Annotated in this window: 23 protein-coding genes and 2 pseudogenes; 19 read left to right on the plus strand and 6 right to left on the minus strand. The window is 70.6% G+C overall.

From position 1 onward, the window contains the following. Positions 1-50 precede the first annotated feature (50 nt). The 8 genes from E1288_RS21825 (at position 51) to E1288_RS49870 (ending at position 6,668) form a co-directional block, all read left to right on the plus strand. The gene (locus tag E1288_RS21825) at positions 51-1,646 is read left to right on the plus strand and encodes an AMP-binding protein (protein WP_132487906.1); all 1,596 of its coding nucleotides are present in this window, start codon (positions 51-53) and stop codon (positions 1,644-1,646) included. Positions 1,647-2,047: 401 nt separating this feature from the next. Further along, a complete protein-coding gene (locus E1288_RS21830; protein WP_132487908.1) occupies positions 2,048-2,935 on the plus strand; it encodes an LLM class F420-dependent oxidoreductase in 888 nt (295 codons plus the stop codon). Continuing rightward, positions 2,902-3,408: a nuclear transport factor 2 family protein gene (locus E1288_RS21835; RefSeq protein WP_207954481.1), complete on the plus strand. Its 507-nt coding sequence runs from the start codon at positions 2,902-2,904 to the stop codon at positions 3,406-3,408. The genes E1288_RS21830 and E1288_RS21835 overlap by 34 nt, the downstream gene beginning before the upstream one ends. Next, complete coding sequence (locus E1288_RS21840; RefSeq protein ID WP_132487910.1) at positions 3,401-4,219, plus strand: SDR family NAD(P)-dependent oxidoreductase; 819 nt, start codon at positions 3,401-3,403, stop codon at positions 4,217-4,219. The genes E1288_RS21835 and E1288_RS21840 overlap by 8 nt, the downstream gene beginning before the upstream one ends. A gap of 210 nt (positions 4,220-4,429) precedes the next feature. Beyond that, positions 4,430-5,200, plus strand: coding sequence for an SDR family NAD(P)-dependent oxidoreductase (locus tag E1288_RS21845; RefSeq protein WP_132487912.1), 771 nt, complete (start codon positions 4,430-4,432; stop codon positions 5,198-5,200). Between the two features lie 27 nt (positions 5,201-5,227). Beyond that, complete coding sequence (locus tag E1288_RS21850) at positions 5,228-5,983, plus strand: SDR family NAD(P)-dependent oxidoreductase (protein WP_132487914.1); 756 nt, start codon at positions 5,228-5,230, stop codon at positions 5,981-5,983. Continuing rightward, positions 5,980-6,495 carry a nuclear transport factor 2 family protein gene (locus E1288_RS21855; RefSeq protein WP_132487916.1) on the plus strand — a complete coding sequence of 172 codons (516 nt, stop codon included), beginning with the start codon at positions 5,980-5,982 and terminating at the stop codon, positions 6,493-6,495. The genes E1288_RS21850 and E1288_RS21855 overlap by 4 nt, the downstream gene beginning before the upstream one ends. Before the next feature lie 44 nt (positions 6,496-6,539). Further along, positions 6,540-6,668: a hypothetical protein gene (locus E1288_RS49870; protein ID WP_268951853.1), complete on the plus strand. Its 129-nt coding sequence runs from the start codon at positions 6,540-6,542 to the stop codon at positions 6,666-6,668. Positions 6,669-7,019: 351 nt separating this feature from the next. On the opposite strand, the gene E1288_RS48085 is transcribed toward E1288_RS49870, so the two are convergent. The 3 genes and pseudogenes from E1288_RS48085 to E1288_RS50400 form a co-directional block, all read right to left on the minus strand. Beyond that, positions 7,020-7,982 carry a xanthine dehydrogenase family protein molybdopterin-binding subunit gene (locus E1288_RS48085; RefSeq protein WP_328592470.1) on the minus strand — a complete coding sequence of 321 codons (963 nt, stop codon included), beginning with the start codon at positions 7,980-7,982 and terminating at the stop codon, positions 7,020-7,022. Positions 7,983-8,247: 265 nt separating this feature from the next. After that, positions 8,248-8,451 (minus strand): annotated as a pseudogene (locus tag E1288_RS50395) (molybdopterin cofactor-binding domain-containing protein); the annotation flags it as partial. A 64-nt stretch (positions 8,452-8,515) separates the two neighbouring features. Next, positions 8,516-9,031, minus strand: a pseudogene (locus E1288_RS50400) (molybdopterin cofactor-binding domain-containing protein); the annotation flags it as partial. A gap of 113 nt (positions 9,032-9,144) precedes the next feature. Here E1288_RS50400 and E1288_RS21865 point away from each other — a divergent pair. Next, the gene (locus tag E1288_RS21865) at positions 9,145-9,639 is read left to right on the plus strand and encodes a PucR family transcriptional regulator (protein WP_132487918.1); all 495 of its coding nucleotides are present in this window, start codon (positions 9,145-9,147) and stop codon (positions 9,637-9,639) included. Between the two features lie 84 nt (positions 9,640-9,723). On the opposite strand, the gene E1288_RS21870 is transcribed toward E1288_RS21865, so the two are convergent. Further along, entirely contained in the window at positions 9,724-10,950 is a 1,227-nt protein-coding gene (locus E1288_RS21870) for a PucR family transcriptional regulator (protein ID WP_132487920.1), read from the minus strand. Between the two features lie 143 nt (positions 10,951-11,093). Here E1288_RS21870 and E1288_RS21875 point away from each other — a divergent pair, with 143 nt between their 5' ends. The 6 genes from E1288_RS21875 (at position 11,094) to E1288_RS21900 (ending at position 18,198) form a co-directional block, all read left to right on the plus strand. After that, complete coding sequence (locus tag E1288_RS21875) at positions 11,094-12,896, plus strand: FAD-binding dehydrogenase (protein WP_132487922.1); 1,803 nt, start codon at positions 11,094-11,096, stop codon at positions 12,894-12,896. 213 nt (positions 12,897-13,109) lie between these two features. Continuing rightward, complete coding sequence (locus E1288_RS21880; protein ID WP_132487924.1) at positions 13,110-14,360, plus strand: sensor histidine kinase; 1,251 nt, start codon at positions 13,110-13,112, stop codon at positions 14,358-14,360. Continuing rightward, positions 14,357-15,031 (plus strand): response regulator, encoded by a 675-nt coding sequence (locus tag E1288_RS21885; protein WP_132487926.1) that lies wholly within the window; start codon positions 14,357-14,359, stop codon positions 15,029-15,031. The genes E1288_RS21880 and E1288_RS21885 overlap by 4 nt, the downstream gene beginning before the upstream one ends. A gap of 153 nt (positions 15,032-15,184) precedes the next feature. Further along, positions 15,185-16,615: an acyltransferase family protein gene (locus E1288_RS21890; protein WP_268951854.1), complete on the plus strand. Its 1,431-nt coding sequence runs from the start codon at positions 15,185-15,187 to the stop codon at positions 16,613-16,615. A 255-nt stretch (positions 16,616-16,870) separates the two neighbouring features. Next, positions 16,871-17,230, plus strand: a complete 360-nt coding sequence (locus E1288_RS21895) for a BlaI/MecI/CopY family transcriptional regulator (protein WP_132487928.1) — start codon at positions 16,871-16,873, stop codon at positions 17,228-17,230. Beyond that, on the plus strand, positions 17,227-18,198 hold the full coding sequence (locus tag E1288_RS21900; RefSeq protein ID WP_132487930.1) for a M56 family metallopeptidase: 972 nt from the start codon (positions 17,227-17,229) through the stop codon (positions 18,196-18,198). The genes E1288_RS21895 and E1288_RS21900 overlap by 4 nt, the downstream gene beginning before the upstream one ends. Before the next feature lie 26 nt (positions 18,199-18,224). Here the strand turns inward: E1288_RS21900 and E1288_RS21905 are convergent, their stop codons facing one another. Beyond that, positions 18,225-18,317: a multicopper oxidase domain-containing protein gene (locus E1288_RS21905; protein WP_132487932.1), complete on the minus strand. Its 93-nt coding sequence runs from the start codon at positions 18,315-18,317 to the stop codon at positions 18,225-18,227. Positions 18,318-18,499: 182 nt separating this feature from the next. Here E1288_RS21905 and E1288_RS21910 point away from each other — a divergent pair, with 182 nt between their 5' ends. The 4 genes from E1288_RS21910 (at position 18,500) to E1288_RS21925 (ending at position 21,649) form a co-directional block, all read left to right on the plus strand. After that, a complete protein-coding gene (locus E1288_RS21910; protein WP_093266475.1) occupies positions 18,500-18,769 on the plus strand; it encodes a metal-sensitive transcriptional regulator in 270 nt (89 codons plus the stop codon). Between the two features lie 72 nt (positions 18,770-18,841). Continuing rightward, positions 18,842-20,251: an MBL fold metallo-hydrolase gene (locus tag E1288_RS21915; protein ID WP_235883722.1), complete on the plus strand. Its 1,410-nt coding sequence runs from the start codon at positions 18,842-18,844 to the stop codon at positions 20,249-20,251. A 26-nt stretch (positions 20,252-20,277) separates the two neighbouring features. Further along, positions 20,278-20,862: a rhodanese-like domain-containing protein gene (locus E1288_RS21920; RefSeq protein ID WP_132487936.1), complete on the plus strand. Its 585-nt coding sequence runs from the start codon at positions 20,278-20,280 to the stop codon at positions 20,860-20,862. Between the two features lie 4 nt (positions 20,863-20,866). Next, positions 20,867-21,649, plus strand: coding sequence for a sulfite exporter TauE/SafE family protein (locus E1288_RS21925; RefSeq protein WP_132487938.1), 783 nt, complete (start codon positions 20,867-20,869; stop codon positions 21,647-21,649). Positions 21,650-21,788: 139 nt separating this feature from the next. Here the strand turns inward: E1288_RS21925 and E1288_RS21930 are convergent, their stop codons facing one another. Continuing rightward, the gene (locus tag E1288_RS21930) at positions 21,789-22,418 is read right to left on the minus strand and encodes a class I SAM-dependent methyltransferase (protein WP_132487940.1); all 630 of its coding nucleotides are present in this window, start codon (positions 22,416-22,418) and stop codon (positions 21,789-21,791) included. Positions 22,419-22,651 lie beyond the last annotated feature (233 nt).

Genomic DNA, 22,651 nt, shown 5'->3' on the forward strand with positions numbered 1-22,651 from the left:
GCAAGCATTTGGTCGTCTCGAAGGAGAGCGTGGGCACGGTGAACCCCCCGATGACGATCCCCCTCCTCGTCGCGGAGGCCGCACGGCGGCATCCCGACCAACCTGCCGTCGTCGACGGGGACATCCGGGTCACCTACGAACAGCTGGCCGGGCTCGTGACCGAGACGGCGCGCGCGTATGCGGCGCGCGGCCTGCGCCGGGGCGACCGCGCGGCCATCTGGGCGCCGAACCGGCTGGAGTTCATCCTCGCGCTCCTGGGTGCGCAGTCCATCGGTGCCATCGTCGTCCCGCTCAACAGCCGCTACCGGGGCCACGAGGCGGCGACCGTCCTAGCCCGCTCCCGCGCCTCGACGCTCGTCCTCGCCAACGGGTTCCTGGACATCGACTTCCTCGGGATGCTCCGCACCGCCGCCGCGGAATCGCCTGGTCAGGCCGGGGACGGCCCCATCCCGGGGTTGCCCCACCTGCACACCGTGGTGGACCTGGGCGGGCAGCCCGCCGACGGCGTGCTCGGCTGGCCGGACTTCATCTCCGGCGGCCGCTCGGTGGACCACGACCGGTTCGAGGCGATGGTCGCAGCGGTGACGCCCGACGACATCTGCGACATCATGTTCACCTCGGGCACCACGGGCGTCCCCAAGGGCGTGCTCACGGCGCACCGGCAGACGATCGACGTCGCGCGGGTCTGGGCCGAGCGGGCCGAGCTGAGCACGGCCGACCGCTACGCCATCGTCAACCCGTTCTTCCACGGTTTCGGCTACAAGGCCGGCATGATCACCGCGATCACCGCGGGGAGCACGATCTACCCGGTCGCCACCTTCCAGGCCGACGAGCTGCTCGAACTCATCCAGGCGGAGCGGATCTCGGTGCTGCCCGGCGCGCCGACCCTGTTCACGTCCCTGCTCAACCACCCCCGGCTGGCGGAGTACGACCTCTCGTCGCTGCGGTTCTCCGTCGCCGGGGCCGCGACGGTGCCGAAGTCGCTGTTCCAGCGGATGCGCGACGAGCTGGGCTTCACGTCCGTGAGCCAGGCCTACGGCCTGACCGAGGCGGTCGTGGTGACCCAGTCCCTCCCGGACGACGACCCGGCGCACATCGCGGAGACGACCGGCCCGCCCGTCGACGGGATGGAGCTCCGCATCGTGGACCCCGCGGGCGACGACGTGCCCGCCGGCGACGAGGGCGAGATCCTGATCCGGGGCCGCAACGTCATGCTCGGCTACTTCGAGGACGAGCGGGCCACCGCCGAGACCATCGACGCCGACGGGTGGCTGCGCACCGGCGACGTGGGCCGTCTCGACGAGCACGGGTGCCTGCAGGTCACCGACCGGATCAAGGACATGTTCACCGTCGGCGGGTTCAACGTCTACCCGGCCGAGGTGGAGAACGTCCTCGCCACGCACCCGGAGGTGTCGGAGTCTGCCGTCGTGGCGAAGCCCGACCAGCGGATGGGCTCGGTCGCCCTTGCGTTCGTGGTGCCGCGCGGCGGAAGCAGGCCGACGGAGGACGCACTGATCGAGTACTGCCGGGCTCGGCTCGCGAACTTCAAGGTGCCGAGGGAGATCGTCGTCCGGGACGAGCTGCCGAAGAACGCCAGCGGCAAGATCCTCAAGACCAAGCTCCGCCCCGCGGCGAAGGAAGCGTGACGCGCCGGGTCGGCAGCGGTCACCAGCCGCCGACCCGGCCCTGAACCTCGCCGATCGCACGAACGCGATTTCGCGAGAAATTGCGCCGTCCCAGGGTGACGACACACCCCTCACTCCCCGTGGCCGCACCGCACCGTTTTCGCAGGTGGTACGCGGTTTCGCGAGAAATGTAGCGTCGCCCGGGTGGACGTCGAATTCTCACCGACGGCGGGTGATCTGCGCTCGGCGGCTCACCGCGCGCCGGGTGAGCGCCACAGGAAAGCGGACCCCTTCCCCGCAACAGTCCACATTGGGCATAGCACCGCGATGCGCGCGGCGATGCCGGAGCGCGCGCCATCGTAACCACATAAACAAGCAAACGCTAGGTTTGTATTCTCGTCTCGCTCTCGTAGGATTCCGTTATGAGATACGCCGTAATGGCTCCGGTGGCGGCCGGCGTCACCGCCCGGCCCGATTGGATGGGCGAGTTCGCCCGGCACGCCGAGGCATGCGGGTTCGAATCGATCGTCGCGGTCGAGCACGCCGTCGTGGTCAGCCGGTACTCCAGCGTCTACCCCTACGCGAGTTCCGGGAAGATGGAGCTGGCCGACGACTGCGACATCCCGGATCCGCTGGACCTGCTGATGTTCCTCGCCGCGCACACGACCCGCATCGAGCTGGCCACGGGCGTGCTCGTGCTGCCCAACCACCATCCGGTGGTGCTGGCCAAGCGAGCGGCGACCCTCGACGCGCTCTCCGGCGGCCGGCTGCGCCTGTGCGTCGGCATGGGCTGGATGCGGGAGGAGATCGAGGCGTGCGGGGCCGAGTTCGAGACCCGGGGGCGGCGGGCCGACGAGCAGATCGACGTGCTGCGCAAGCTGTGGGCCGACCGGTCGCCGACCGGTGTCGACCACGACGGCCGGTTCTTCTCCTTCGCCGGGGCGATGACCTACCCGAAGCCGGTCCGGCCCGGCGGGGTCCCCATCCACATCGGCGGGCACAGCCGCGCGGCCGCGCGGCGAGCGGGACGCCGTGGCGACGGCCTGCAGCCGCTCGGCGTCGGCGGCGCCGAACTGCAGCAGCTCATCGACCTGATGCGGCAGGAAGCCGAAGCGGCGGACCGCGATCCCGACGCGCTTGAGGTCACGCTCGGGCACCTCGTCTCGGCGATCACCACCGAGAAAGCCGAGTCGCTGGCCGCGCGGGGCGCGAGCCGGATCGTGCTGCAGCCCACGCCGACCACCGACCTGGCCGCGGTCAAGGACGAGCTCTCCGCGTGCGCGCAGCGGCTCGGCCTGGCCGGGCGATGATGCTCAGCACGGCCGACCGGGTGGAGCTCGCCGACCTGGTCGCCCGCTACGCGGCCGCCGTGGACGACCGCGCGTTCGCCACGGCGGCGGCCCTGTTCACCGAGGACGCCGTGCTGGCGATGCCGTCCCCGCCCGCCGAGCTCGGCCCATCCGACGTCCACAGTGGCCGATCGGCGATCGCCGGCGCACTACGCGCCGTCGAGGCTTTCGAACTCACCCAGCACGCGATCGTCGGTCAGGTCTTCGACGGCGACGGGCGGACCGCGACCGGCCGCATCGCGTGCATCGCCCACCACCTGGGCAAGCGGTCGTCGGGCGAGCCGATCAACGTCGTGTGGCACCTGCGCTACGCCGACGGCTACCGCAGGCAGGACGGCGCGTGGGTGTTCGCGCACCGGGAGCTGTCCATCGACTGGATCGAGACCCGAACACCACGCCGCTCGCGCGTCCCCTCCTGGAGCGAAGATGACTGACCGACCACGGATCTGCGTTGTGACCGGAGGTGCGCTCGGGATCGGCGGCGCCATCAGCCGCCGGTTCGCCCGCGCAGGGGACCTCGTCGTGCTCAACGACTTGGACGGCGACGCCGCCCGCGCCGCGCAACTGGAGATCGAGGCCGCCGGCGGTCGCTGCGTGGTCGTCGTCGGCGACATCACCGACGACGACGTGGTGGCCGAGACCGCCGGGGCGGCGCTGTCCGCGGGAGACGGCCGGGTCGACGTGCTGGTCAACAACGTCGGGGACTTCCGCCCGACGTCCTGGACGTTCGTGCGATCGACGCCGGAGCAGTGGCGCCGGCTCTACGAGCTGAACCTGCACCACGTGTTCACCATGACCCACGCGCTGCTGCCGACCATGATCGAGCAGCGTCGCGGCGCCATCGTGAACAACTCGACCGTCGAGGCCTTCCGCGGCATTCCGGGCAAGGCCGCCTACTCGGCGTTCAACGCCGGAGTCTCGGCGTTCACGAAGAGCCTGGCGGTGGAGGTCGGGCAGCACGGCGTCAGGGTGAACGCCATCGCGCCCGATCTCGCGGACACCCCGCAGACTCCCGCCGCCGCGATGCTCCGCGGCCGCGATCCCGAGCTGATCCGGACCTGGGTCCCGCTCGGCCGTTTCGGCGACGCGGACGACTACGCCGCGGCCGTGCAGTTCCTCGCCTCGGACGAGGCCTGCTACATCACCGGCCACACCCTGCCGGTCGACGGAGGCACGCTGGCCGCCTCGGGCTGGTACGGCCGCGCCGACGGCAAGGGCTGGACCAACTTCCCGAACAATCCCTAGAGAGGACATTTCGGAATGGCTCCGCCCGGCTCGTCCTGGAGACACCCGGTGCCTGACAGGCGGCGGTTTCGCGCGAAACCGCCAACACGCCTCACGGGGAACGCCGCTTTCGCGCGAAACCGGCGCCCTGCCCCCAGACGACCACGTCCCGCACATGCCCGCGCACCAATCTGAAACAACCCCTTGGGCACCACAACGGAAAGGCCGATCGTGACGGATTTCCAGGACAGGCGCGGCGTCGCGGTGGTGACCGGCGGGACCGGCGGTCTCGGTACCGCGATCTGCCGGATGCTCGCCGAACGCGGCGCCGGGGTCGCCCTGACCTACCGCAGCGACCAGCGGGCCGCCGAGCGCCTGGTCGCGGAGCTCGCCGAGCGCGGCGGGGCGACCGCAGCGGACCGGCTCGACCTCACCGACGCCGAGCAGAGCAAGGTCTACCTGAACAGCGTCGTCGAACGCTTCGGCGCGATCCACACGCTCGTCCACGCGGCAGGTCCACTGATCCCGCAGGTCCACCTCTCCAAGGTCGAACCGGCGGACTTCGCCAAACACCTCGCCGCCGAGGCCGAGGCGTTCTTCAACGTCGTGCACGCCGCGCTGCCCGCGCTGCGCGCCAGCAGGGGCTCGATCGTCGCGATCACCACTGCGGCCACCCACCGCTACCCGGTCCGCGACGGGCTGTCCGCGGGCCCCAAGGGCGCCGTCGAGGCGACGGCCCGGGCGCTCGCCGCCGAGGAGGGCCGGTTCGGGATCCGCGTGAACTGCGTCGGCCCCGGCATGCTGACCGACGGCATGGCCGCCGAGCTGATGGCCAGCGGCGACCTCGACGAGCGGGCGCTGGAGGTCACCAAGCGCAACATCCCGCTGCGCGCCTTCGGCAGCGCCCAGGACATCGCGGAAGCCGCGTGCTTCCTCGCGTCGGACCGCGCGAAGTTCATCACCGGGCAGAAGCTCGACGTGGACGGCGGATACGGCGTCTGACCACCGACTACCCTTCGAGGAGCACCCGTGCCGAACACCGCTCAGCACACCATCGACCTCGGTTTCACCCCTGGAGACGTCCTGCTGGTCAGCGGCGCCGGGAGCGGCATCGGCGAGGCCGTCGCCCTCCGTGCCGCAGAGCTGGGGCTCGCCGTCGCCGCCTGGGACCTCGACGAGAGCGCCGTCGCCGCCACCGTCGACCGGATCACCGCGTCCGGCGGCAAGGCCGTCGCGGTCACCGCCGACGTCTCCGCGCCGGCCGAGGTCGAGCGGGGCTTCGCCGAGAGTCGTCGCCTCGGCGAGATCCGCTACCTGGTGAACAACGCTGGGCCTTCCTCCGCCGGGAACCTCGACTTCGACGAGGGCGTCCGGATCGCGGTCGGCAGCGTCCGGTTGATGACCGAGACCTGGCTCGCCGGCGGGGTTCCCCAGGGTGCCGCGCTGGTGAACGTCTCGTCGCTGGCCGGCAACCTCATCGGCACGGACTCGCCCTGGTACTGCGCCGCCAAGGCGGGGATCGCCGGCTACACCAGGCATCTCGCCACCTACCGGAACGCCGAGGTGCGCAGCAACGCGGTCGCCCCGGGCATGACCGACACCCCGCGGCTGCAGGGCTTCGTGCAGAGCGATGTCGGGCAGCGGTCGTTGGAGAAGAACCCGATGAAGCGGATGGCGACCGGTGACGACATCGCGTGGGCCGCGCTGTTCCTGCTCTGCCCGCTCGCCTCCTACATCAACGGCGTCCTGCTGCCGGTCGACGGCGGCTGGACGGTGACCCAGTGACCGATCCGCTGACCGAACTGCTGGACGGGCAGCGGATCCGCGAGGTCGTGCTGCGCTACTGCCGCGGGATCGACCGGCTCGACTTCGACCTGGTGCGCTCGGCCTACCACCTCGGCGGCATCGACCACCACACCGGATTCGACGGCACGGTCGACGAATACGTCGAGTGGGTGCGTCCCCTGCTCAGCGGCTTCACCGGCACCATGCACATCGTCGGCAACCACCTCTGCGAGCTGCACGGTGACCAGGCGGTCGCCGAGACGTACGGGACGGCCGTCCACTGGGGATCGCCGGAATCGGATCCGCGGCGCAACTTCATCAGCGGCTTCCGCTACGTCGATCACATGGCCGAGCGCGACGGGCGATGGGCGATCGTCGAGCGGTTCGCGGTGCGCGAGTGGACGCACTCGACGGTGGGCGCACAACTCGCCCCGGAAGGCAACGGACCGCGCGGGAGCCGGGACGCGGACGATCCGTACTACGTGCTGGCCCGGCGCATCCAGGATGGCTGACGCGGCGCCGGAAACGTGAGCACCCGCGTGCCTAGGCTGCGGGCGTGAACCTCGACGAGTTGGTCAACAAGGTCGAAGCCGTGTCGGCGAACTACGCACGCAAGTACGGCGTCGATCTGGAAACGGAGGTCGCGCGCAAGCGGCTGGTGTGGAATTCCGCACCCCCGTCCTGATCAACGGCCACCGCGGCTTCGGCGAGCCGTAGCGTCACTACCAAAGCTGTCGTTCGACCAGCTGCCGCAGGAGTACATCGATCTCGTGCACCCCACCAGCGACCGAGCCACACCCTCCTGAAAGTTCCGGCACCGCCCTCACGGCCGGCAGGACGGGATCGGCGAGATCATGCAGCTCCGACCGCGGCGTGATCGGAGCGACCGGCACCGGTCACGCTGATTTTCCTTCGACAGCAGAGAAAAACCGCTGGCGAAGCGGTTCCGAGAAACCGAGCTCCGGGGCGGGAACCGGAGCCATGGGGTTCAGCCGACCGCGCCCCGCCGGTCCTGTGCGGGCGGTTCGGTTCCTTGTCATCGAAGATCCGCACTGGCACTGACCGTGCGAGGTTCTTCCCGTCGGTCGATCACGTGGACGGGCGCGCACCAGCTCGGCATCTCGTCCGGGTTGCTCAGCATTCGCCAGATTCGGTCGCGCGAGAACGGTGTCTCGTGGGGGCGGGTGCCGACCGCTCGGCGGATGGCGTTGCCCAGGGCCGCCGGGACGGGGTTGAACGGGCTCTCGCTCATCGACTTCGCCCCGAACGGTCCGAGGTCGTCGAAGGTCTTGGCGAAGTGCACCTCGGTCTCCGGGACGTCGGCCATCTGCGGGATCCGGTAGGTGCGCAGCACCGGGGTCAGCAGGTTCCCCTCCTCGACCATGACCTCTTCGTACAGCGACGTGCCGATGGCCTGGGCGACGCCGCCCTCCACCTGGCCGCGGCACTGCTCCGGGTTCATCACGGTGCCGGCGTCCGCGGCCTGCACCGACTGCAGGATCCGCACCGCACCGGTGCGGATGTCGACCGCCACGCGGAACGCCTGCACGTTCCAGGCCAGCGACCGGAACTCGCCGCGCTCCTCCCCTCTCGCGAACGCGCCGTCACCGTCCCGGTTGGCCGCCGGGCAAGCGCGGATGGCTTCGGGGAAGCCGACGACCCGCTCCGGTGTCCGGACGCCATCGGCGAACAACGAGCAGTCCGCCGGATCGGTGCCGGTGATCTCCGCGGCGGCGCGGAGCAGGAGAGTGCGCAGTGCGACCGCGGCCGCGTGCAACGCCTTTCCCGCCACCGTGGTGCCCGCTGACGCGAACGCTCCCGTGTCGTAGGCGGCTCCGTCGGTGTCGGAGTTGGTCAGCCGCACGCGGTCCAGGTCGGTCGACATGGTCGTCGCCACGATCTGGGTGTGGACGGTCGTGGTCCCGTTGCCGAACTCGCTGGTTCCGGCACCGGCCGTGAAGGTGCCGTCCGGCAGCACCGACAGCGTCGTCTTGGAGATGTGTCCGCGGGGGGGCCATCGTCGCGATCATCGCCACGGCCATGCCCTCGCCGGTCCGCCAGTGCTCGCCTTCCGGGGCGGGCACACCGTTGCCGCGGGCGAGCGCGCTCTGGGCGATGTCCAGGCACTGGTCCAGGCCGTAGCTGCCGTAGACGAGCCCGTCGTCGGCGGGATGTGCTTCCACGAGCGGATCACCGTTGCGGACCGCGTTGATGCGCCGCAGCTCGAAGGGGTCGATGCCGAGGGCCAGCGCGAGTTCGTCCATTGCGGACTCGACGCCGAGGATCACCTGGCCGAGGCCGTATCCGCGGAAGGCCCCGGACGGGATGTTGTTGGTGTACACCGATTCCGCGTCGACCCGCTTCACCGGGGCGTTGTACAGGCTGATCGACTCGGCGCAGCCGTGGAAGAGCACGCCCGGCGCGTGGTTTCCGTAGGCACCCGTGTCGGCGAGCACGTCCAGCTTGATCGCGGTGAGCCTGCCGCTCCGCTCGGCGCCGAGGACGACCTTGACCCGGAACGGGTGGCGAAACCGAGGTGCGTTGGAACTCCTCGGGCCGGCTCATCTCGTACATCGCGGGCCTGCCGGTGCGCAGCACCACGAGCGCGACGAGGTCTTCGGCGAACATCTCCTGCTTGCCGCCGAAACCGCCGCCGACCCGCTTGGTGAACACCCGCACCTCCTCCTCCGGCAGATCGAGCAACCGGCACAGGGTGCGGCGGGTCAGGAATGGGACCTGGGAGCTGGTGCGGATCACCAACCGGCCGTCGTCGTCGAGCCAGCCGAGGCTGCCGTGGGTTTCCAGCTGCGCATGCGAGACCCGTTGGGTCCGCCATTCGCCTCCGACCGTGACATCGGACTCCGCGAGCGCCCGGTCCACGTCGCCGCCGACGCCGTCGTGCAATGAGGCGACCAGATTGCGGGTCACGTCCGCGGGCAGCTCGTCGTCCGGCTGATCGCTGCCGGCGAGCTCCGGGTGCAGCACCGGGGCACCCGGAGACCGGGCGAGCTCCGGATCGAAGACCGCCGGCAGGACTTCGTAGGTCACCTCGATCAGGCGGCAGGCCTCCTCGGCGATGGCCGCCGGGATCGGAGTCCGTTGGTATCACCGCCACACCCCCGGAGCAGCTCGCCCGGCAAATCGCCGCGTACCTGCCGACCGTGCAGGGGCTCGTCGACGACGACCAGACGATCGCTGTCGGCCTCGGCCCGAGCGTTGAGCCTCGCGAGCTCGTCCCCGCGTTGGCCAGCGCGCGCTATGCCGCAGGCACCGCCGAAACGCGGCCGGCCTCGACGAAGCCGCGAGTGTGCGCGACATCGGAGATGACGACCCTGAGCACGTTGCTGGAAGGGCTGCCAGCACCCGTGGCGCAGGCCTTCCGGTCAGCCACGATCGGCCCGATCACCAGGTATGACGCGGCGAAAGGCACCCGACTGCTGGAGACCCTGCAGACCTTCCTGGACAGCGGCGCGTCGTGGACCCGCACCGCGGCCACCATGCACGTCAACACCGTCCACTACCGGATCGAACGGGTCGAAGCGCTCACCGGTCGCAGGGTGGCGAACCTGCACGACCGAATCGACCTGCAGGCCGCCCTCATCCTCCACCAGCAGTCGAAGAGGGAGCTTCCGGCCCACACGACCGAAACAGGGTAGAGCGTCGTTGGCTGCCCCAGCCGGGTCGGTGTGGCCGTGGAGCGCGATCTGCTCGGAGTGCGGACCGCCTGGCGTGGCTGGGAATCAGTGCAGGGTGCGGGCGATGAGGGCGGCTCGCAGGTGCGCCGCGTCCGTTGGATCGGCAGGGTTCAGGCCCGTGAGTTCGGCGACCTTGCGCATCCGGTAGTCGACCGTGTTCGGGTGGACGTGCAGTCGGCGGGCGGTGCGACGCCGGTTCAGGCCCGTACCGAGGTGGGTGCGCAGCGTTTCCAGCAGGTCGGGCTCGTCCTCGATCGCGCGGAGCTTTCCCACCAGCACGTCGCGGGCCGGACCGGGGCGGGTGAGCTGGTAGTCCAGCGCGAGTTCGTCGAGCGTGTAGACCCCTGGTGGACGCCCGGCCACCGCGAGCCGGCGCAACTCGTGCGCGGTCCGCGCGGCTTCGGGGATGCCGGGGACGGACGCCGATACCGCGCCCACCGTCACGTCGGCGCCCGCCGCCGCGCCCGCGGCCAGGACCAGGTCGTGGACACGCCGGTCCGGATCGGCCGCGTCGTCGCGGGCCAGCAGCACCACCCCGCCGTGCTTGTTGAGCCGGGACAGCAGCGGTTGCGGCGACCGGCGTTCCAGTTCCGCGCGGAACCGGCGGAGTTTCCGCCACCGCGCCACATCCGCGTTGGTGCCCGGCGCGGACTCGTCCGGATGCGCGGCGATCTCCACGTCGAGCACCGCATAGCTGCCGGCCAACCGAATGCCCAGCCTGGCCGCCGCGTCGATCGAGTCGCCCCCGGTCAGCAACGCCGCCAGCAGGTCCTGCTTCGCGGCATGCGCATCGGCCAGGAAGGTGTCCCGCTCCTGGAAGTACACGGACGAGGCCACCGAGGTGATCTCGCGCAGGTAGCGGAGCACGAGGTCCACCACCCCGACCAGGGCGTGCATGTCCTCGGGCCGGGCCTGCGCGCTGAAGTGCTCCCACGCCACCCGGACACCCACGTTGTGCGCGTTGAGCACCGCCTCGATCGGCACGCCCTCTTCGGCCCGGTGCAGGATGTCCTCGCGCAGGTCGGTCAGCGACTTCGGGTCGGGGGCGCCGCCGTTGCGCAACATCCGCCCGACCATCGCCATGCCCCGCTCGATGATCCGCGTGATGTCCCCGCGCAGCTCCTCCTCCGGCAGTTCGGCGTACGCGGGCAGTTCGGCGATCACCTGCGCGAGCACGGCGGGCACCAGCGCGGGCGCGGCGGCGGCGAGCACCTGGTGGAGCGGTTCGCCGCGCCAGCGGAGCTCGAGCGGGACCGCGTTGGATTCGATCACAACGATGACCTCCCAAGACTGGAGAACTCACCACCACCACTCCCCTCGTGCGGGGTCCAGCATGGTGACCAGAACCTTACCCAGAGGTAACTTGCGGTCGGCCGCACATCGTCAGGGAAGATCGAACGGCAACAGGGGATGCTATGAACTCTCGCGGGAACGGCCGGATCAGCCGGCGATCCGTGCTCATCACCGGCGGTGCGGCCGCAGTGAGCGCGGCCTTGCCCACAGCTGCCACAGCTGCCGCAGCCGCCGCGCCGCGCACCGCCTCCGGCACCGATGCCGACGCGATCGTCGTGGGCGGCGGCCTGGCGGGTCTGGTGGCCACCGCGGAGCTGGCGGCCGCGGGTCGCAAGGTCCTGCTCCTGGACCAGGAACCCGAGGCCAGTCTTGGTGGGCAGGCGTTCTGGTCGCTCGGCGGGCTGTTCTTCATCGACTCCGCGGAGCAGCGGCTGGCGGGGATCCACGACTCGCTGGAACTGGCCCGCGCGGACTGGTTCGGCAACGCCGGTTTCGACCGCGGCACCGAGGATCCGCTGGGCGAGGACTACTGGGCTGCCCGCTGGGCCGAGGCGTACCTGGAGTTCGCCGCGACGGAGAAGCGGTCCTGGCTGCACGGGATGGGTGTGCGGTGGGTGCCCATCGTCGGCTGGGCCGAGCGGGGCGGCCAGCTCGCGGACGGGCCGGGCAATTCGGTCCCCCGCTTCCACCTCACGCTCGGCACCGGTCCCGGTGTCATGGAGCCGTTCGAGAAGAAGGTGCGCGAGGCCGCCGCGCGAGGCCTGGTCTCGTTCCGGTTCCGCCACCAGGTGGACGAGCTCACGATCACCAACGGCGTCGTCGACGGCGTGCGGGGCGGTGTCCTGGAGCCCAGCGACGCGCCGCGCGGCACGCCGAGTTCCCGCACCAGGATCGGCGATTTCGAACTGCACGCACCGGTGGTGATCGTCACCTCCGGCGGGATCGGCGGCAACCAGGACCTCGTCCGGCAGAACTGGCCGGACCGGCTGGGCGCGCCGCCGAAGCGCATGGTGACCGGCGTTCCGGCCCACGTCGACGGCCGGATGCTGGCCATCAGCGAGCGGGCCGGTGCCCGGCTGGTCAACCGCGACCGCATGTGGCACTACACGGAGGGACTGGCCAACCACAGCCCGATCTGGCCCGACCACGGCATCCGGGTGCTCGCCGCGCCGTCCTCGCTGTGGTTCGACGCACGCGGCCGCCGGTTCCCGAATCCCGGCATCCCGAGCTACGACACCCTCGGGACGCTCAAGCTGATCAAGGACACCGGCTACGACTACTCGTGGTTCGTGCTGAACCAGCGGATCATCGACAAGGAGTTCGTCCTCTCCGGTTCCGAGCAGAACCCGGAACTGACCAGGAAGGACCTGGCGGGCTACCTGGCCAGCAGGCTGCTGAACTCGACTCCGCCACCGGTCAAGGCGTTCCAGGACCGGGGCGAGGACTTCGTCGTCGCGCGAACCCTGCCGGAGCTGGTGGCCGGGATGAACCGGCTGGCCGGTGCGGACCTCGTGGACCCCGGCGACCTGGAGCGCCAGATCGTCATGCGGGACCGCCAGGTGGACAACAACTTCACCAAGGACGAACAGATCATGGGGATCCGCAACTCGCTGGCCTACTCCGGCGATCTCCTCGCGCGCACCACGCCCCTGCACAAGATCCTGGACCCGGCCGCCGGTCCGCTGATCGCCATCAGGATGAACATCCTGACGCGCAAGACGCTCGGCGGCCTCCAGACCGACCTGTCCGGCCGGGTCCTGGACGCGCGAGCCGTCCCGATCCCCGGGCTGTACGCCGCGGGCGAGGTATCGGGCTTCGGCGGCGGCGGGGTCCACGGCTACCGCGCGCTGGAGGGCACTTTCCTCGGCGGCTGCCTGTTCTCCGGCCGCCAAGCGGGCCGGGCCGCGGCCGCGGCAACGGCCTGACCCGGTGGCAGGCCGTTGAAGCGCTGATGGGGGCGACCTTAGCCGCCCCCATCAGCGCTCAGCTCCGGCCGACCGCGTTCGGGGCGTGTGCTGTCGCCGGTCGAGGATTTCGGCCCGCTGCTGCTGGGCATCGCGGTCGAGTGCCGGACCGGCGTTGCGCAGCGGGTAGGCTCGTCGAAGATCTCTACGACCTGTGGAGTTGAACCTCCTCCGATGGCGAAGTCCAAGCGCAGGCGCGATCCGGATGAGCAGCCGCGCCCCCAGGTGAAGCCCGTTGTCTGGGTTTCGGCCGCGCTCGGTCTTCTCGCGCTGGCGCTGGCAGCCGTGGCGGTCCCCGTCAACGCCGTGGCGCTCGGGATGCCGTTGGTGTTGGCGTTCTTGCTCAGCATCGCCCAATCCGGATCGATCGGCATCGCGCTCTTCTACCCGCGGCCGGCGGCCGTCATCTCCTGTTCGGCCGTGTTCCTGCTCGCGATGGCGGCCCGCAGCGACGATCCCGCTGCCATCTGGCCGGTCTCGGTGACGACGCTGATCGGTCACGGGCTGGTGATCAGCGTGCTCGGCGTGCACCAGGCGTGGCCTGCCGGCCTGCGATGCTGGCTCGGTGGCGTCGCGGCAGCCGTCGGGGCTGCCGTGCTCGTGCCGCAGAGCGTGCCGGCGAATGCTGTGGTGGGGAACCTCTTCCTGTTCGGCGCAATCACCGGTGGCGTGTTCGGCGGCGCGCTGGTGGTCCGGCAGTGGCGGCAGATCTCCTCGCAGCTCGTGCAGGAACGCAGGCTCAGCGCCGACGAGCACGCCAAGCGCGTGATAGCCGAGGAGAAGACGCGGATCGCCCGCGAGCTGCACGACGTGATCGCGCACAGCATGTCGCTGATCAACGTGCAAGCGACAACGGCGCAGTACCGGCACCCGAACCTCGACCCGCTTCTCGCCACGGAATTCGACGAGATGGCGGCGGCGTCCCGGCAGGCGTTGGGCGAGATGCGCAGCGTGCTGGGCGTGCTGCGCAACGGCCAGACCGGCGGCGAGCTGGTACCGCAGCCGGGTTTGGCCCGCATTCCAGAGCTGATCGACAGCGCCGGCCGCGCAGGCGTGGACGTTTCCGCGCACGGCACGGAGTTGCTGGAAGACGGGACGGGCAGCGAGATCGCGGGCATCGCGGCGTTCCGCATCGTGCAGGAAGCGTTGAGCAACGTGACCAGGCACGCCCCCGGCGCGCGCACCGAGGTGCGTTTCGCCCGCTCCGGCGGTGAGCTGGCGATCACCGTGCGCAACAGCGCCCCGGACCGGGCGGTGACCCCTGTGCAGGGCGGTGGACACGGTCTCGTCGGCATGCAGGAACGGGCCGCGATCGTCGACGGGAGCGTCCACTTCAGACATCTCGACGATGGCGGTTACGAGGTACGAGCGGTTCTCCCGCTGCACACGGCTGGAAACGATTCGCAGGAGCGGGAAGACCAATGACCATCAAGGTGATCGTCGTCGATGATCAGGCCATGGTGCGAGCCGGGTTCGCCGCCCTGCTCGACGCCCAGCCCGACATGGAGGTGGTCGGCGAGGCCGAGAACGGCGCGCGCGCAATCGAGATCAGCCACAGCCGCCACCCGGACGTCGTCGTGATGGACGTGCGGATGCCGGTGCTCAACGGGATCGACACGACGCGACAGCTGATGCACCCGCCCGCGGATGTCGGGCACGTGCCCCGCGTGCTGATGCTGACAACCTTCGACATCGACGACTACGTCTACGAAGCGATCCGGGCGGGGGCCAGCGGCTTCCTGCTCAAGGACGCGCTGCCTGCCGATCTGGTTTCGGCGGTGCGCGTGGTCGCCGGTGGCGAGGCGCTGCTGGCACCGACGGTCACACGCCGGATGATCGAGCACTTCGCCCGGTCCGCCCCGCCGCGCCAGACCACCGCACCGCGGCTGGCGGCGCTCACCGAACGGGAGCGCGAGGTGCTGGTCCTGGTCGCGCAAGGGCTTTCGAACAGCGAGATCGCCGGAGCGTTGTTCATCTCCGAGCAGACCGTGAAGAGCCACGTCAGCCGCATCATCGGCAAGCTGGGGGTCCGCGACCGGGTGCAGGCCGTCATCGCCGCCTACGAATGCGGCCTGGTCTCCGCCACCGGCACGTGATGGACCCAGTACCGGGGAGGTAGTGGTCGCCCCACCCCCTACCGCGGTAGGGGTCCTGAAAGCGCTCCCAGGACGGACGCGATCACGGCCGCCGAATTCATACGCTTTTTCCGGTCCGGAATTCGTCCGGACTTTTTCACGGGAGAAGCGACAGTGGCCAATCTGCGCACACCTTTTGCACCGGCACCGGCACCGGCACCGCCCGTCGGCCCAGGACCATCCCGCGACCGAGTTCTCGACCTGGTCAGATCGGCCTGCCTGGTGGTGGTCGTCGTCCTGCACGCCATGATGGCGGGCATCGAGGTCGGCGCGTCGGGCATCCAGATCACGAACGCCCTGGAGAACCAGCGGTGGTTCACCCCGATTACCTGGATCATCCAGGTGATGCCCCTGTTCTTCGTGGTCGGCGGATTCGCCGGCATCACGCAGTGGCGCCGAATGCGCGACGCCGGTGCGACGCCGGCCGATTTCGTCCGGACCCGCCTCACCCGGCTCGCCCGGCCCGCGCTGATCGCCTTCGCGGCGATCGCAGGCGCGCTGGCGCTGGCGAGCGCGGCCGGGGTCTCGCCGGACCTGCTCGCACAACTCGGGTTCCGGATGGGCCAGCCGATGTGGTTCATCGGCGTCTACCTCGGGACGTCCGCGCTGGTCCCGCTGATGTGCCGGCTGCACGAACGGGCGCCGCGGGCAACGCTTGCGCTGCTCGTCGCGTTCGCGCTCGGCGTCGACGTGCTGTCGATCGCCACCGCTTCGCCGGCGATCGGGTTCGGCAACCTCGCGTTCGTCTGGCTGGCCATCCAGCAGATCGGGTTCTGGTACGCCGACGGCTGGTTCCGGTTCCGGTCGAACAGCCTGCTGCTGGGTGTGGCGTTCGGCGCGTTCGCGTTGCTGCTGACCGGCACGACGACCGGGCCCTACCCGGCCGACATGCTGGCCAACCTCAACCCGCCGACCATCAACCTGGTGCTGCTCGGCGTCGTCCAGGTGTGCCTGCTGTCGCTCATCACCGCTCGCCTCGCGGTGCTCATGGGACGGCCGCGCCTGCGCGCCGCCGTCGACGTGATCGGCAAGCATTCGCTGACCATCTACCTCTGGCACATGCCCGCCTTGGTGCTGCTCGCCGCAGTGCTGCTGGTGCTGGGATTCCCCTGGCCGGAGCCGCTCGGCGCCGCGTGGTGGCTGACCCGGGGCCCGTGGTTGGCCGGGATCGCACTGGTCCTCATCCCGCTCGCCGGCCGGCTGGGCCGATTCGAGCGCGGGACCACCGGGCCTCCTCGTCGCACGCCCGGGCTCGCCGCAGCCGGTGTGGTCATCGCCATCACGGCCATCGTCACGGTGCTGGTCGCAGGATTCACCACCGTTTCAGCAACGATCGCTGCGCTGCTGCTCCTGGTAGCGCTGCGCCTGCAGCACTCCTCGAAGCGTCCTCCGGTCGCCAGGACGCATGAGCGCGTGCACGACCGCGATCAGACCGACGTCACTGGACACGTCCATTGTGGACTCGCGCTGGACGTTCCGTCAGCCGGCGGAGTCGGCACTGTCCAATTGCGGCACGGGATCCCCCGGGGACGTGAAAGCCGCTAGCAGCGTCGCCGCGATGCAGCGCGCAGCGTCATCGGGGTCCATGCGGCCGGACGCGATCTCACCGGCCGCACTGTGCAGCACGCCGTAGAACGTGGTGATCATCCAGTCCCCTGGCAGACCGGACCGGAACACCCCCTCCCGCCGGCCTCGCTCGACAAGCACCTGAACCCGCCGCAGGGCCCGGTCGTGGCGGGCGCGGATCCGCTCCGCAGGGGGCGAACCCGTATCCTCGGCCGCAGGAGCAGGAGGTTCGGCATGCAGGGTCTGGGAGAGCTCGAAGGCGCCGTGATGGACGTGCTGTGGCAGTCCGCGGAGCCGATGACCGTTCGCGAAGTCCTCGCGGAACTCAACAACACGCGCGATCTCGCCTACACGACGGTCATGACCGTGCTCGACAACCTCCACAAGAAGGGGTGGGTCGAGCGGGAGCTGCACAACCGCGCATACCTCTACACCCCGGCCGAGGCCCGCGAAGCGGCAGCGGCCCGGGCCATGCGCGAGCTGCTCGAATCCAGCGGTGACCCGGAGGCCGTCCTGCTGCACTTCGCCCAGTCCGCGTCCGAAGACGAAACGGCCGCCCTGCGCCGGGGCCTGCGGCGGCGGCCCCGGCGATGATCCTCGCGTTCGCCCTGCTCCTCGGCGTCGGCATCGTCGTCGGCTACTCCCCCGGCCTGCTGGACCGGATGATGGCGCGGCGAATCGATCCCCAGGTCGTGCTGGCGACCTGGGGCGCGCTGGTGGCGACGACGTTCCTCACGGTCGTAGCCGCCCTGGTCGTGGTCCTGCTGCCCGCCCACGGGCCCACATCCCTGCTCATGGAGTTGGTCCACCACTGCTTGACCGCCGTGCAACACGGTGCGGTCCCGCGGTTCCACGCGGTGACGGCACTGCTGCTCCTGCTCGGTCTCGCCAGCCTGCTGCTGCTCGTCAGCGTCAGGCTGATGCACCACGTTCGGCGGCAACGCCGGACGCACCAGCGGCAGCCCGAACTGCTGCGGGTCGCCGCGCAGCCCGAGGCCGGCCCGTTCCCCACCATGTGGCTGCCGCACCCGAAGCCCCTGGCCTACAGCGTTGCCGGAACGCCGGCATTCGTGGTCGCCACCGACGGCGTCCGGGAAGAACTCTGCGCGGGCGACGCCGCCGCGGTCATCGAGCACGAACGCGCCCACCTCCACGGGCGCCACCACATGCTGGTCGGCCTGGCCGAAGCCCTCGCTCGTTCGGCACCGTGGATCCCGCTGATGCGCCACTCCCCCGCCCTGGTGCGCACGGCCGTCGAACTGGCCGCCGATCGCGCCGCGGCGCGTCTGCACGGTGCCGGCTCCGTGCACTCGGCCCTGCTGATCATGTCGGGTTGGCACGGCGGCCCGGCCACTCCCCAGCACGCCCTGGGCATGGCCGACAGCGCCGTCGTCCTCCGCTTGCACCACCTCGAATTCCTGGGGCCCTGCGCACCACGAGCCAGGCGCGCGCTGGCCTCCGGCATGGCGGGGCTGACCGCCGCACTCCTCCCGGCGCTCGCGGGCCTGGGCATCCTCGCCAGCCTCGCGATGATCACGTGCCCCATCCTGTTCGAGATTTGAGCCGCACCGGCGGAACCCGCGATTTCTCAAGCCTGGTAGGACATCGTCGTCATCATTCCGGCTTCGTCGTGGTAGACGTCGTGGCAGTGGATCATCCACTGGCCGGGGTTGTCCGCCATTGCGACTTTCCGGAACCACGAGCAGACAACTACTAAGCTCGATAGTACATATCGGCCCGGGATAGCCGGCCTGCTCGAGGCCGGCCGCACCGTCCGGACGCCGAGCGGCCGCCGTGCGTCCCGTCACATCCTGCCCAATCGGGGTACCCCCCGGGGTATGGTCGGCACGGGAGGAGAGAGACATGCAGATGAAACCCGAACTCCTGGGCGACGCCCTGGTACGCCTCCGGCGGGCGCAGGGCCAGCTGGCCGGCGTCATCGAGGCGATCGAAGAAGGCGACGACTGCGCGGCGGTGCTGACCCAGCTCGCCGCCGTTTCCCGTGCCCTGGACCGCGCCGGCTTCAAGATCGTGGCCAGCGGCATGCGGTACTGCCAGCAGGCGCGGGACAACGGGGACGAACCCCCGATGACCGAGCAGGAGCTCGAACGGCTCTTCCTCGCCCTCGCCTGACAACCGGCACGACTTCGCCCCGCGCACAGGTGCGCCCGACCATACCCCCCGGGGTATCGGAGGTGAATCGAAGTGACAGCAGCGCCCTCACGACTCGCCGGGCTCCGCGTCGAGGTCGTCGAAACCTCGTCGCTGGGCGACCGCAGCTACCTGGCCACCGACGGGCGGCGCGCGGTGGTGATCGACCCCCAGCGCGACGTGGACCGCATCATCGCCCTCGCCGGCCGGCTGGGCACGCGGATCACGCTGATCCTGGAAACCCACGTCCACAACGACTACGTCTCCGGCGGCCTGGAGCTCGCCCGGCTGACGGGAGCCGAGTACGGCATCGCCGCGGCCGACGACGCGCCGTTCACCCACCGCCCGCTGCGCGACGGCGACCTGCTCGACGTCGCCGACGGTTTCCGGGTGCGCGTCGTGGCCACGCCCGGGCACACCTTCCACCACCTCTCGTACGTGCTGGAGAGCGACGGCGCACCGGTCGGCGTGTTCACCGGCGGATCCCTGCTCTACGGCACGACCGGGCGCACCGATCTGCTCGGCGAGCAGCACAGCGAAGATCTCGCCCGGCACCAGCACAGGTCGGTCCGGAAGCTCGCCGACCTGCTGCCGGAGGGCACCCAGATCTGGCCCACGCACGGATTCGGCAGCTTCTGCTCGGCGACCCAGGCCGACGGCGACTCGTCGACGATCGGCGAGCAGCGTTCGGCCAACCCGGCGTTGTCGCTGGCCGAGCAGGACTTCGTCGACACCACCCTGGCCGGCTTGGACGCCTACCCCGCCTACTACGCGCACATGGGGACGCGCAACATCGCCGGCCCCGAGCCGCTGGACCTGCGCGCACCCGCCGAGGCGACGCCGGCAGACCTCGCCGAACGCTTGCGGCGCGGCGAATGGGTCATCGACCTGCGGTCCCGCAAGGCCTACGTCGACACGCACCTGGCGGGCACGATCAGCCTCGGCCTGGACGGGCCGATGGCCACCTGGCTGGGCTGGATGATCGACTGGGGCGCGCCGATCACGCTGGTCGGCGAGTCGAGCGAGCAGGTCGCCGACGCGCAGCGGGAGCTCGCCCGCATCGGCATCGACCACTTCGCCGCCGCCGCGACCGGGCAGCCCGCCGAGCTGGCCGCCGACGAGTCCCAGCTGGTGAGCACCCCGACCGCCACGTTCGCCGAACTGGCCACCGCGTTGGCCGGCGCACCCGGCGAGCTCCCGAGCGCCGACGTCGTGCTGGACGTCCGGACCAACAACGAATGGCGCGCCTCGCACGTCGAAGGCGCCGTGCACATCCCGCTCTACGAACTGGCGGACCGGCTGCCGGAGATCCCGGCCGGATCGGTGTGGGTGCACTGCGGCAGCGGATACCGGGCGACCGCCGCGGCGTCGCTGCTGGAATCCGCCGGGCGCACCGCAGTCGTTGTCGACGACGCGTTCGCCGCCGCGGGCCCGGCCGGGGTTCCCCTGGTCACCGCGGCATGACGACACATTTCACCAGAAGGAGGACCATGACCGGCTCGTTATCATCCACTGTAGACGTTTCCCGTGCTCGCGCACTGCTCGAAAGCGAACCCCGGGCGCGGCTGATCGACGTTCGCACGCCTGGCGAGTTCGCCGCCGCGCACATCCCCGGCTCCTACAACGTGCCGCTCGATCTGCTGCGGGAAGCCGACCTGGCCGCCGGGCACGACGACCCGGTGGTGCTGGTGTGCGGTTCCGGCGTCCGGGCCGAGGACGCCCGCACCCTGCTCGCCGCCGCCGGGCTGGGCCGGCCGACCGTCCTCGCCGGCGGCATCAACGCGTGGGACCAGCAGGGCGCCCCGGTCGCGCGCGGAACCGGTAAGTGGGCGATGGAACGCCAGGTGCGGCTGGTCGCCGGATCGCTGGTGCTGACCGGCGTCCTGGGCAGCGTTGTCGCCCCGAAGATGAAGTGGCTGGCCGGATTCATCGGTGGCGGGCTGACGTTCTCCGCGCTGAGCAACACCTGCGCGATGGCGCGGGTGCTCTCGCTGCTGCCGTACAACCGGACTCCGGCGCAGGACGCGCCGACGCTGCTCGCGGCGCTGACCGCGGACGACGCACCGGCCCGCTGAAGCGATGCTGCTGGCCATCGTTTTCGGCGCCGTGATCGGCCTTTCCGTGGGCCTGCTGGGCGCCGGTGGTTCCATCCTGGCGGTCCCGGCGCTCGTCTACGGTGTCGGGCAGCCGCTGAGCACCGCGATCCCGACCGCGTTGGTGGTGGTGGCCGCGTCGTCCATCGGTGCGTTGTCGTCCCGGACCCGGCTGCGCGCCGTGCAGTGGCCGGTGGCGCTGGTGTTCGGCGCCGCCGGCCTGCCTGGGACCTTCGCCGGCACGGCGCTCGGCCGGGAGTTCCCGCAGCGCTGGCTGCTGTTGGCTTTCGCGGCGCTCATGGTCGTCGTGGCCGTGCGCATGTTCACCGGCAACGACGAGCACACGGGCGCGTGCCGGATGCCGGATGGCGGTATCGATCACCGCCGCTGCCTGCCGAAGTCGGCAGCGGCCGGAGCCGGCGTCGGCGTGCTCACCGGGCTGTTCGGCGTCGGCGGCGGCTTCATCGTCGTCCCGGCGCTGTCCGTGCTGCTCGGCCTGGCCGCGCCGCAAGCCGTGGCCACCTCCCTGGTGGTGGTGCTGATCAACGCGAGCAGTGGGCTGCTCGCGCACATCGGCACCGCGGGCGGCATCGAGGTGGGCGTGCTGATCGCGTTCGCCGGTACTGCGATGCTCGTATCGGTGGCCGCAGGCAGGTTCGCGGCTCGCCTCCCGGCAACCACCGTCCGCCGCGCGTTCGCCTGCGTCGTGCTGGCCGTCGCGCTTGGCGTGGGCGTCTCGTCCGGACTCGATCTGCCCACCGCAGGCTGAGGGCCGAGCACGGCATCCGGACCGGGCTTCACAGCGATGCGGCGCTTTTCGTTCGTTGAACCTCGTCAGCGACGAGCAGCTGCGAGCGAGCTGCGTCGTTCGGTGGGCGGCCGTCCGTTGTCGAGCAGGAGCGCGCGGATCAGGCCGCCGGCTTGCGGGCGACGAGCCTCTCGACGATCCCCAGCTTGAAACGATCATGCTGCTCGATGCTGAACCCGGCGGCCTGCACGTGCTTGATGGGGCGACGCCGGAAGTTCTCCCCGCCCACCGGGATCGTGACGACTTCCAGCAGCCGCTGCACGACCCGGGCCGGCCACGACGTGCTCACCACGTGGTCGGCCAGGAGCAACCGCCCGCCCGTCCGCAGAACACGTTTCATCTCCCCGACGGCCACCCGATCATCTGGAATCGCGCACAGGGAGAACGTGCAGACCACGGTGTCGAACGAGGCGTCCGGGAACTCGAGCCGCTGGGCATCGCCGATGCTCAGCGCCACCTCCCGGCCCGCCTCTTCCGCACGACGGCGCGCGTGGTCGAGCATGCCCGGGCTCAGATCGACCCCGGTGAGTCGCACGTCGTCGGAGTACCAGCCGAGGTTCAGCCCGGTACCGATGGCGACTTCGAGGACCTCGCCTTCGGCTTGCCCGCACAGCCACTGCCTCGTGTCGCCGAAGAACTTCCGATCCATGAACCCCATCTGGCGGTCGTAACCGCGGGAGTGCCGGTCCCAATAACGCCGCAGCCGATCGAGGTTCGCCTTGCCCGGCATAACAGTCTCCGTCCCGGTCGCACGTGAGCACCGACTGACACGGCCAAACTACTTCCAACGACCGGGCAGCGCCCACAGGAAGTCGTACCCGATTTCCATCCGGGAGCGGCGCGAGTCCGCGCGCCCCGATCTCTGGAATCCACATCGGACGCACGCGGAGCGCCGGATCAGATGGGCAGTGTGAAGCCGGCGATCGGACCGCGAAGCCACGAGATCCCCCGGCCGCCGAGCTC

Origin of the sequence: Saccharopolyspora elongata (assembly GCF_004348985.1) — a bacterium.
Lineage (GTDB): Bacteria > Actinomycetota > Actinomycetes > Mycobacteriales > Pseudonocardiaceae > Saccharopolyspora > Saccharopolyspora elongata.

Coding starts and splice junctions, on each gene's coding strand:
- E1288_RS21825 (WP_132487906.1), top strand. CDS start 51: ATGACGATCCCCCTCCTCGTCGCGGAGGCCGCACGGCGGCATCCCGAC.
- E1288_RS21830 (WP_132487908.1), top strand. CDS start 2,048: ATGAGATACGCCGTAATGGCTCCGGTGGCGGCCGGCGTCACCGCCCGG.
- E1288_RS21840 (WP_132487910.1), top strand. CDS start 3,401: ATGACTGACCGACCACGGATCTGCGTTGTGACCGGAGGTGCGCTCGGG.
- E1288_RS21875 (WP_132487922.1), top strand. CDS start 11,094: ATGAACTCTCGCGGGAACGGCCGGATCAGCCGGCGATCCGTGCTCATC.
- E1288_RS21880 (WP_132487924.1), top strand. CDS start 13,110: ATGGCGAAGTCCAAGCGCAGGCGCGATCCGGATGAGCAGCCGCGCCCC.
- E1288_RS21885 (WP_132487926.1), top strand. CDS start 14,357: ATGACCATCAAGGTGATCGTCGTCGATGATCAGGCCATGGTGCGAGCC.
- E1288_RS21895 (WP_132487928.1), top strand. CDS start 16,871: ATGCAGGGTCTGGGAGAGCTCGAAGGCGCCGTGATGGACGTGCTGTGG.
- E1288_RS21900 (WP_132487930.1), top strand. CDS start 17,227: ATGATCCTCGCGTTCGCCCTGCTCCTCGGCGTCGGCATCGTCGTCGGC.
- E1288_RS21905 (WP_132487932.1), bottom strand. CDS start 18,317: ATGGCGGACAACCCCGGCCAGTGGATGATCCACTGCCACGACGTCTAC.
- E1288_RS21910 (WP_093266475.1), top strand. CDS start 18,500: ATGCAGATGAAACCCGAACTCCTGGGCGACGCCCTGGTACGCCTCCGG.
- E1288_RS21920 (WP_132487936.1), top strand. CDS start 20,278: ATGACCGGCTCGTTATCATCCACTGTAGACGTTTCCCGTGCTCGCGCA.
- E1288_RS21925 (WP_132487938.1), top strand. CDS start 20,867: ATGCTGCTGGCCATCGTTTTCGGCGCCGTGATCGGCCTTTCCGTGGGC.
- E1288_RS21930 (WP_132487940.1), bottom strand. CDS start 22,418: ATGCCGGGCAAGGCGAACCTCGATCGGCTGCGGCGTTATTGGGACCGG.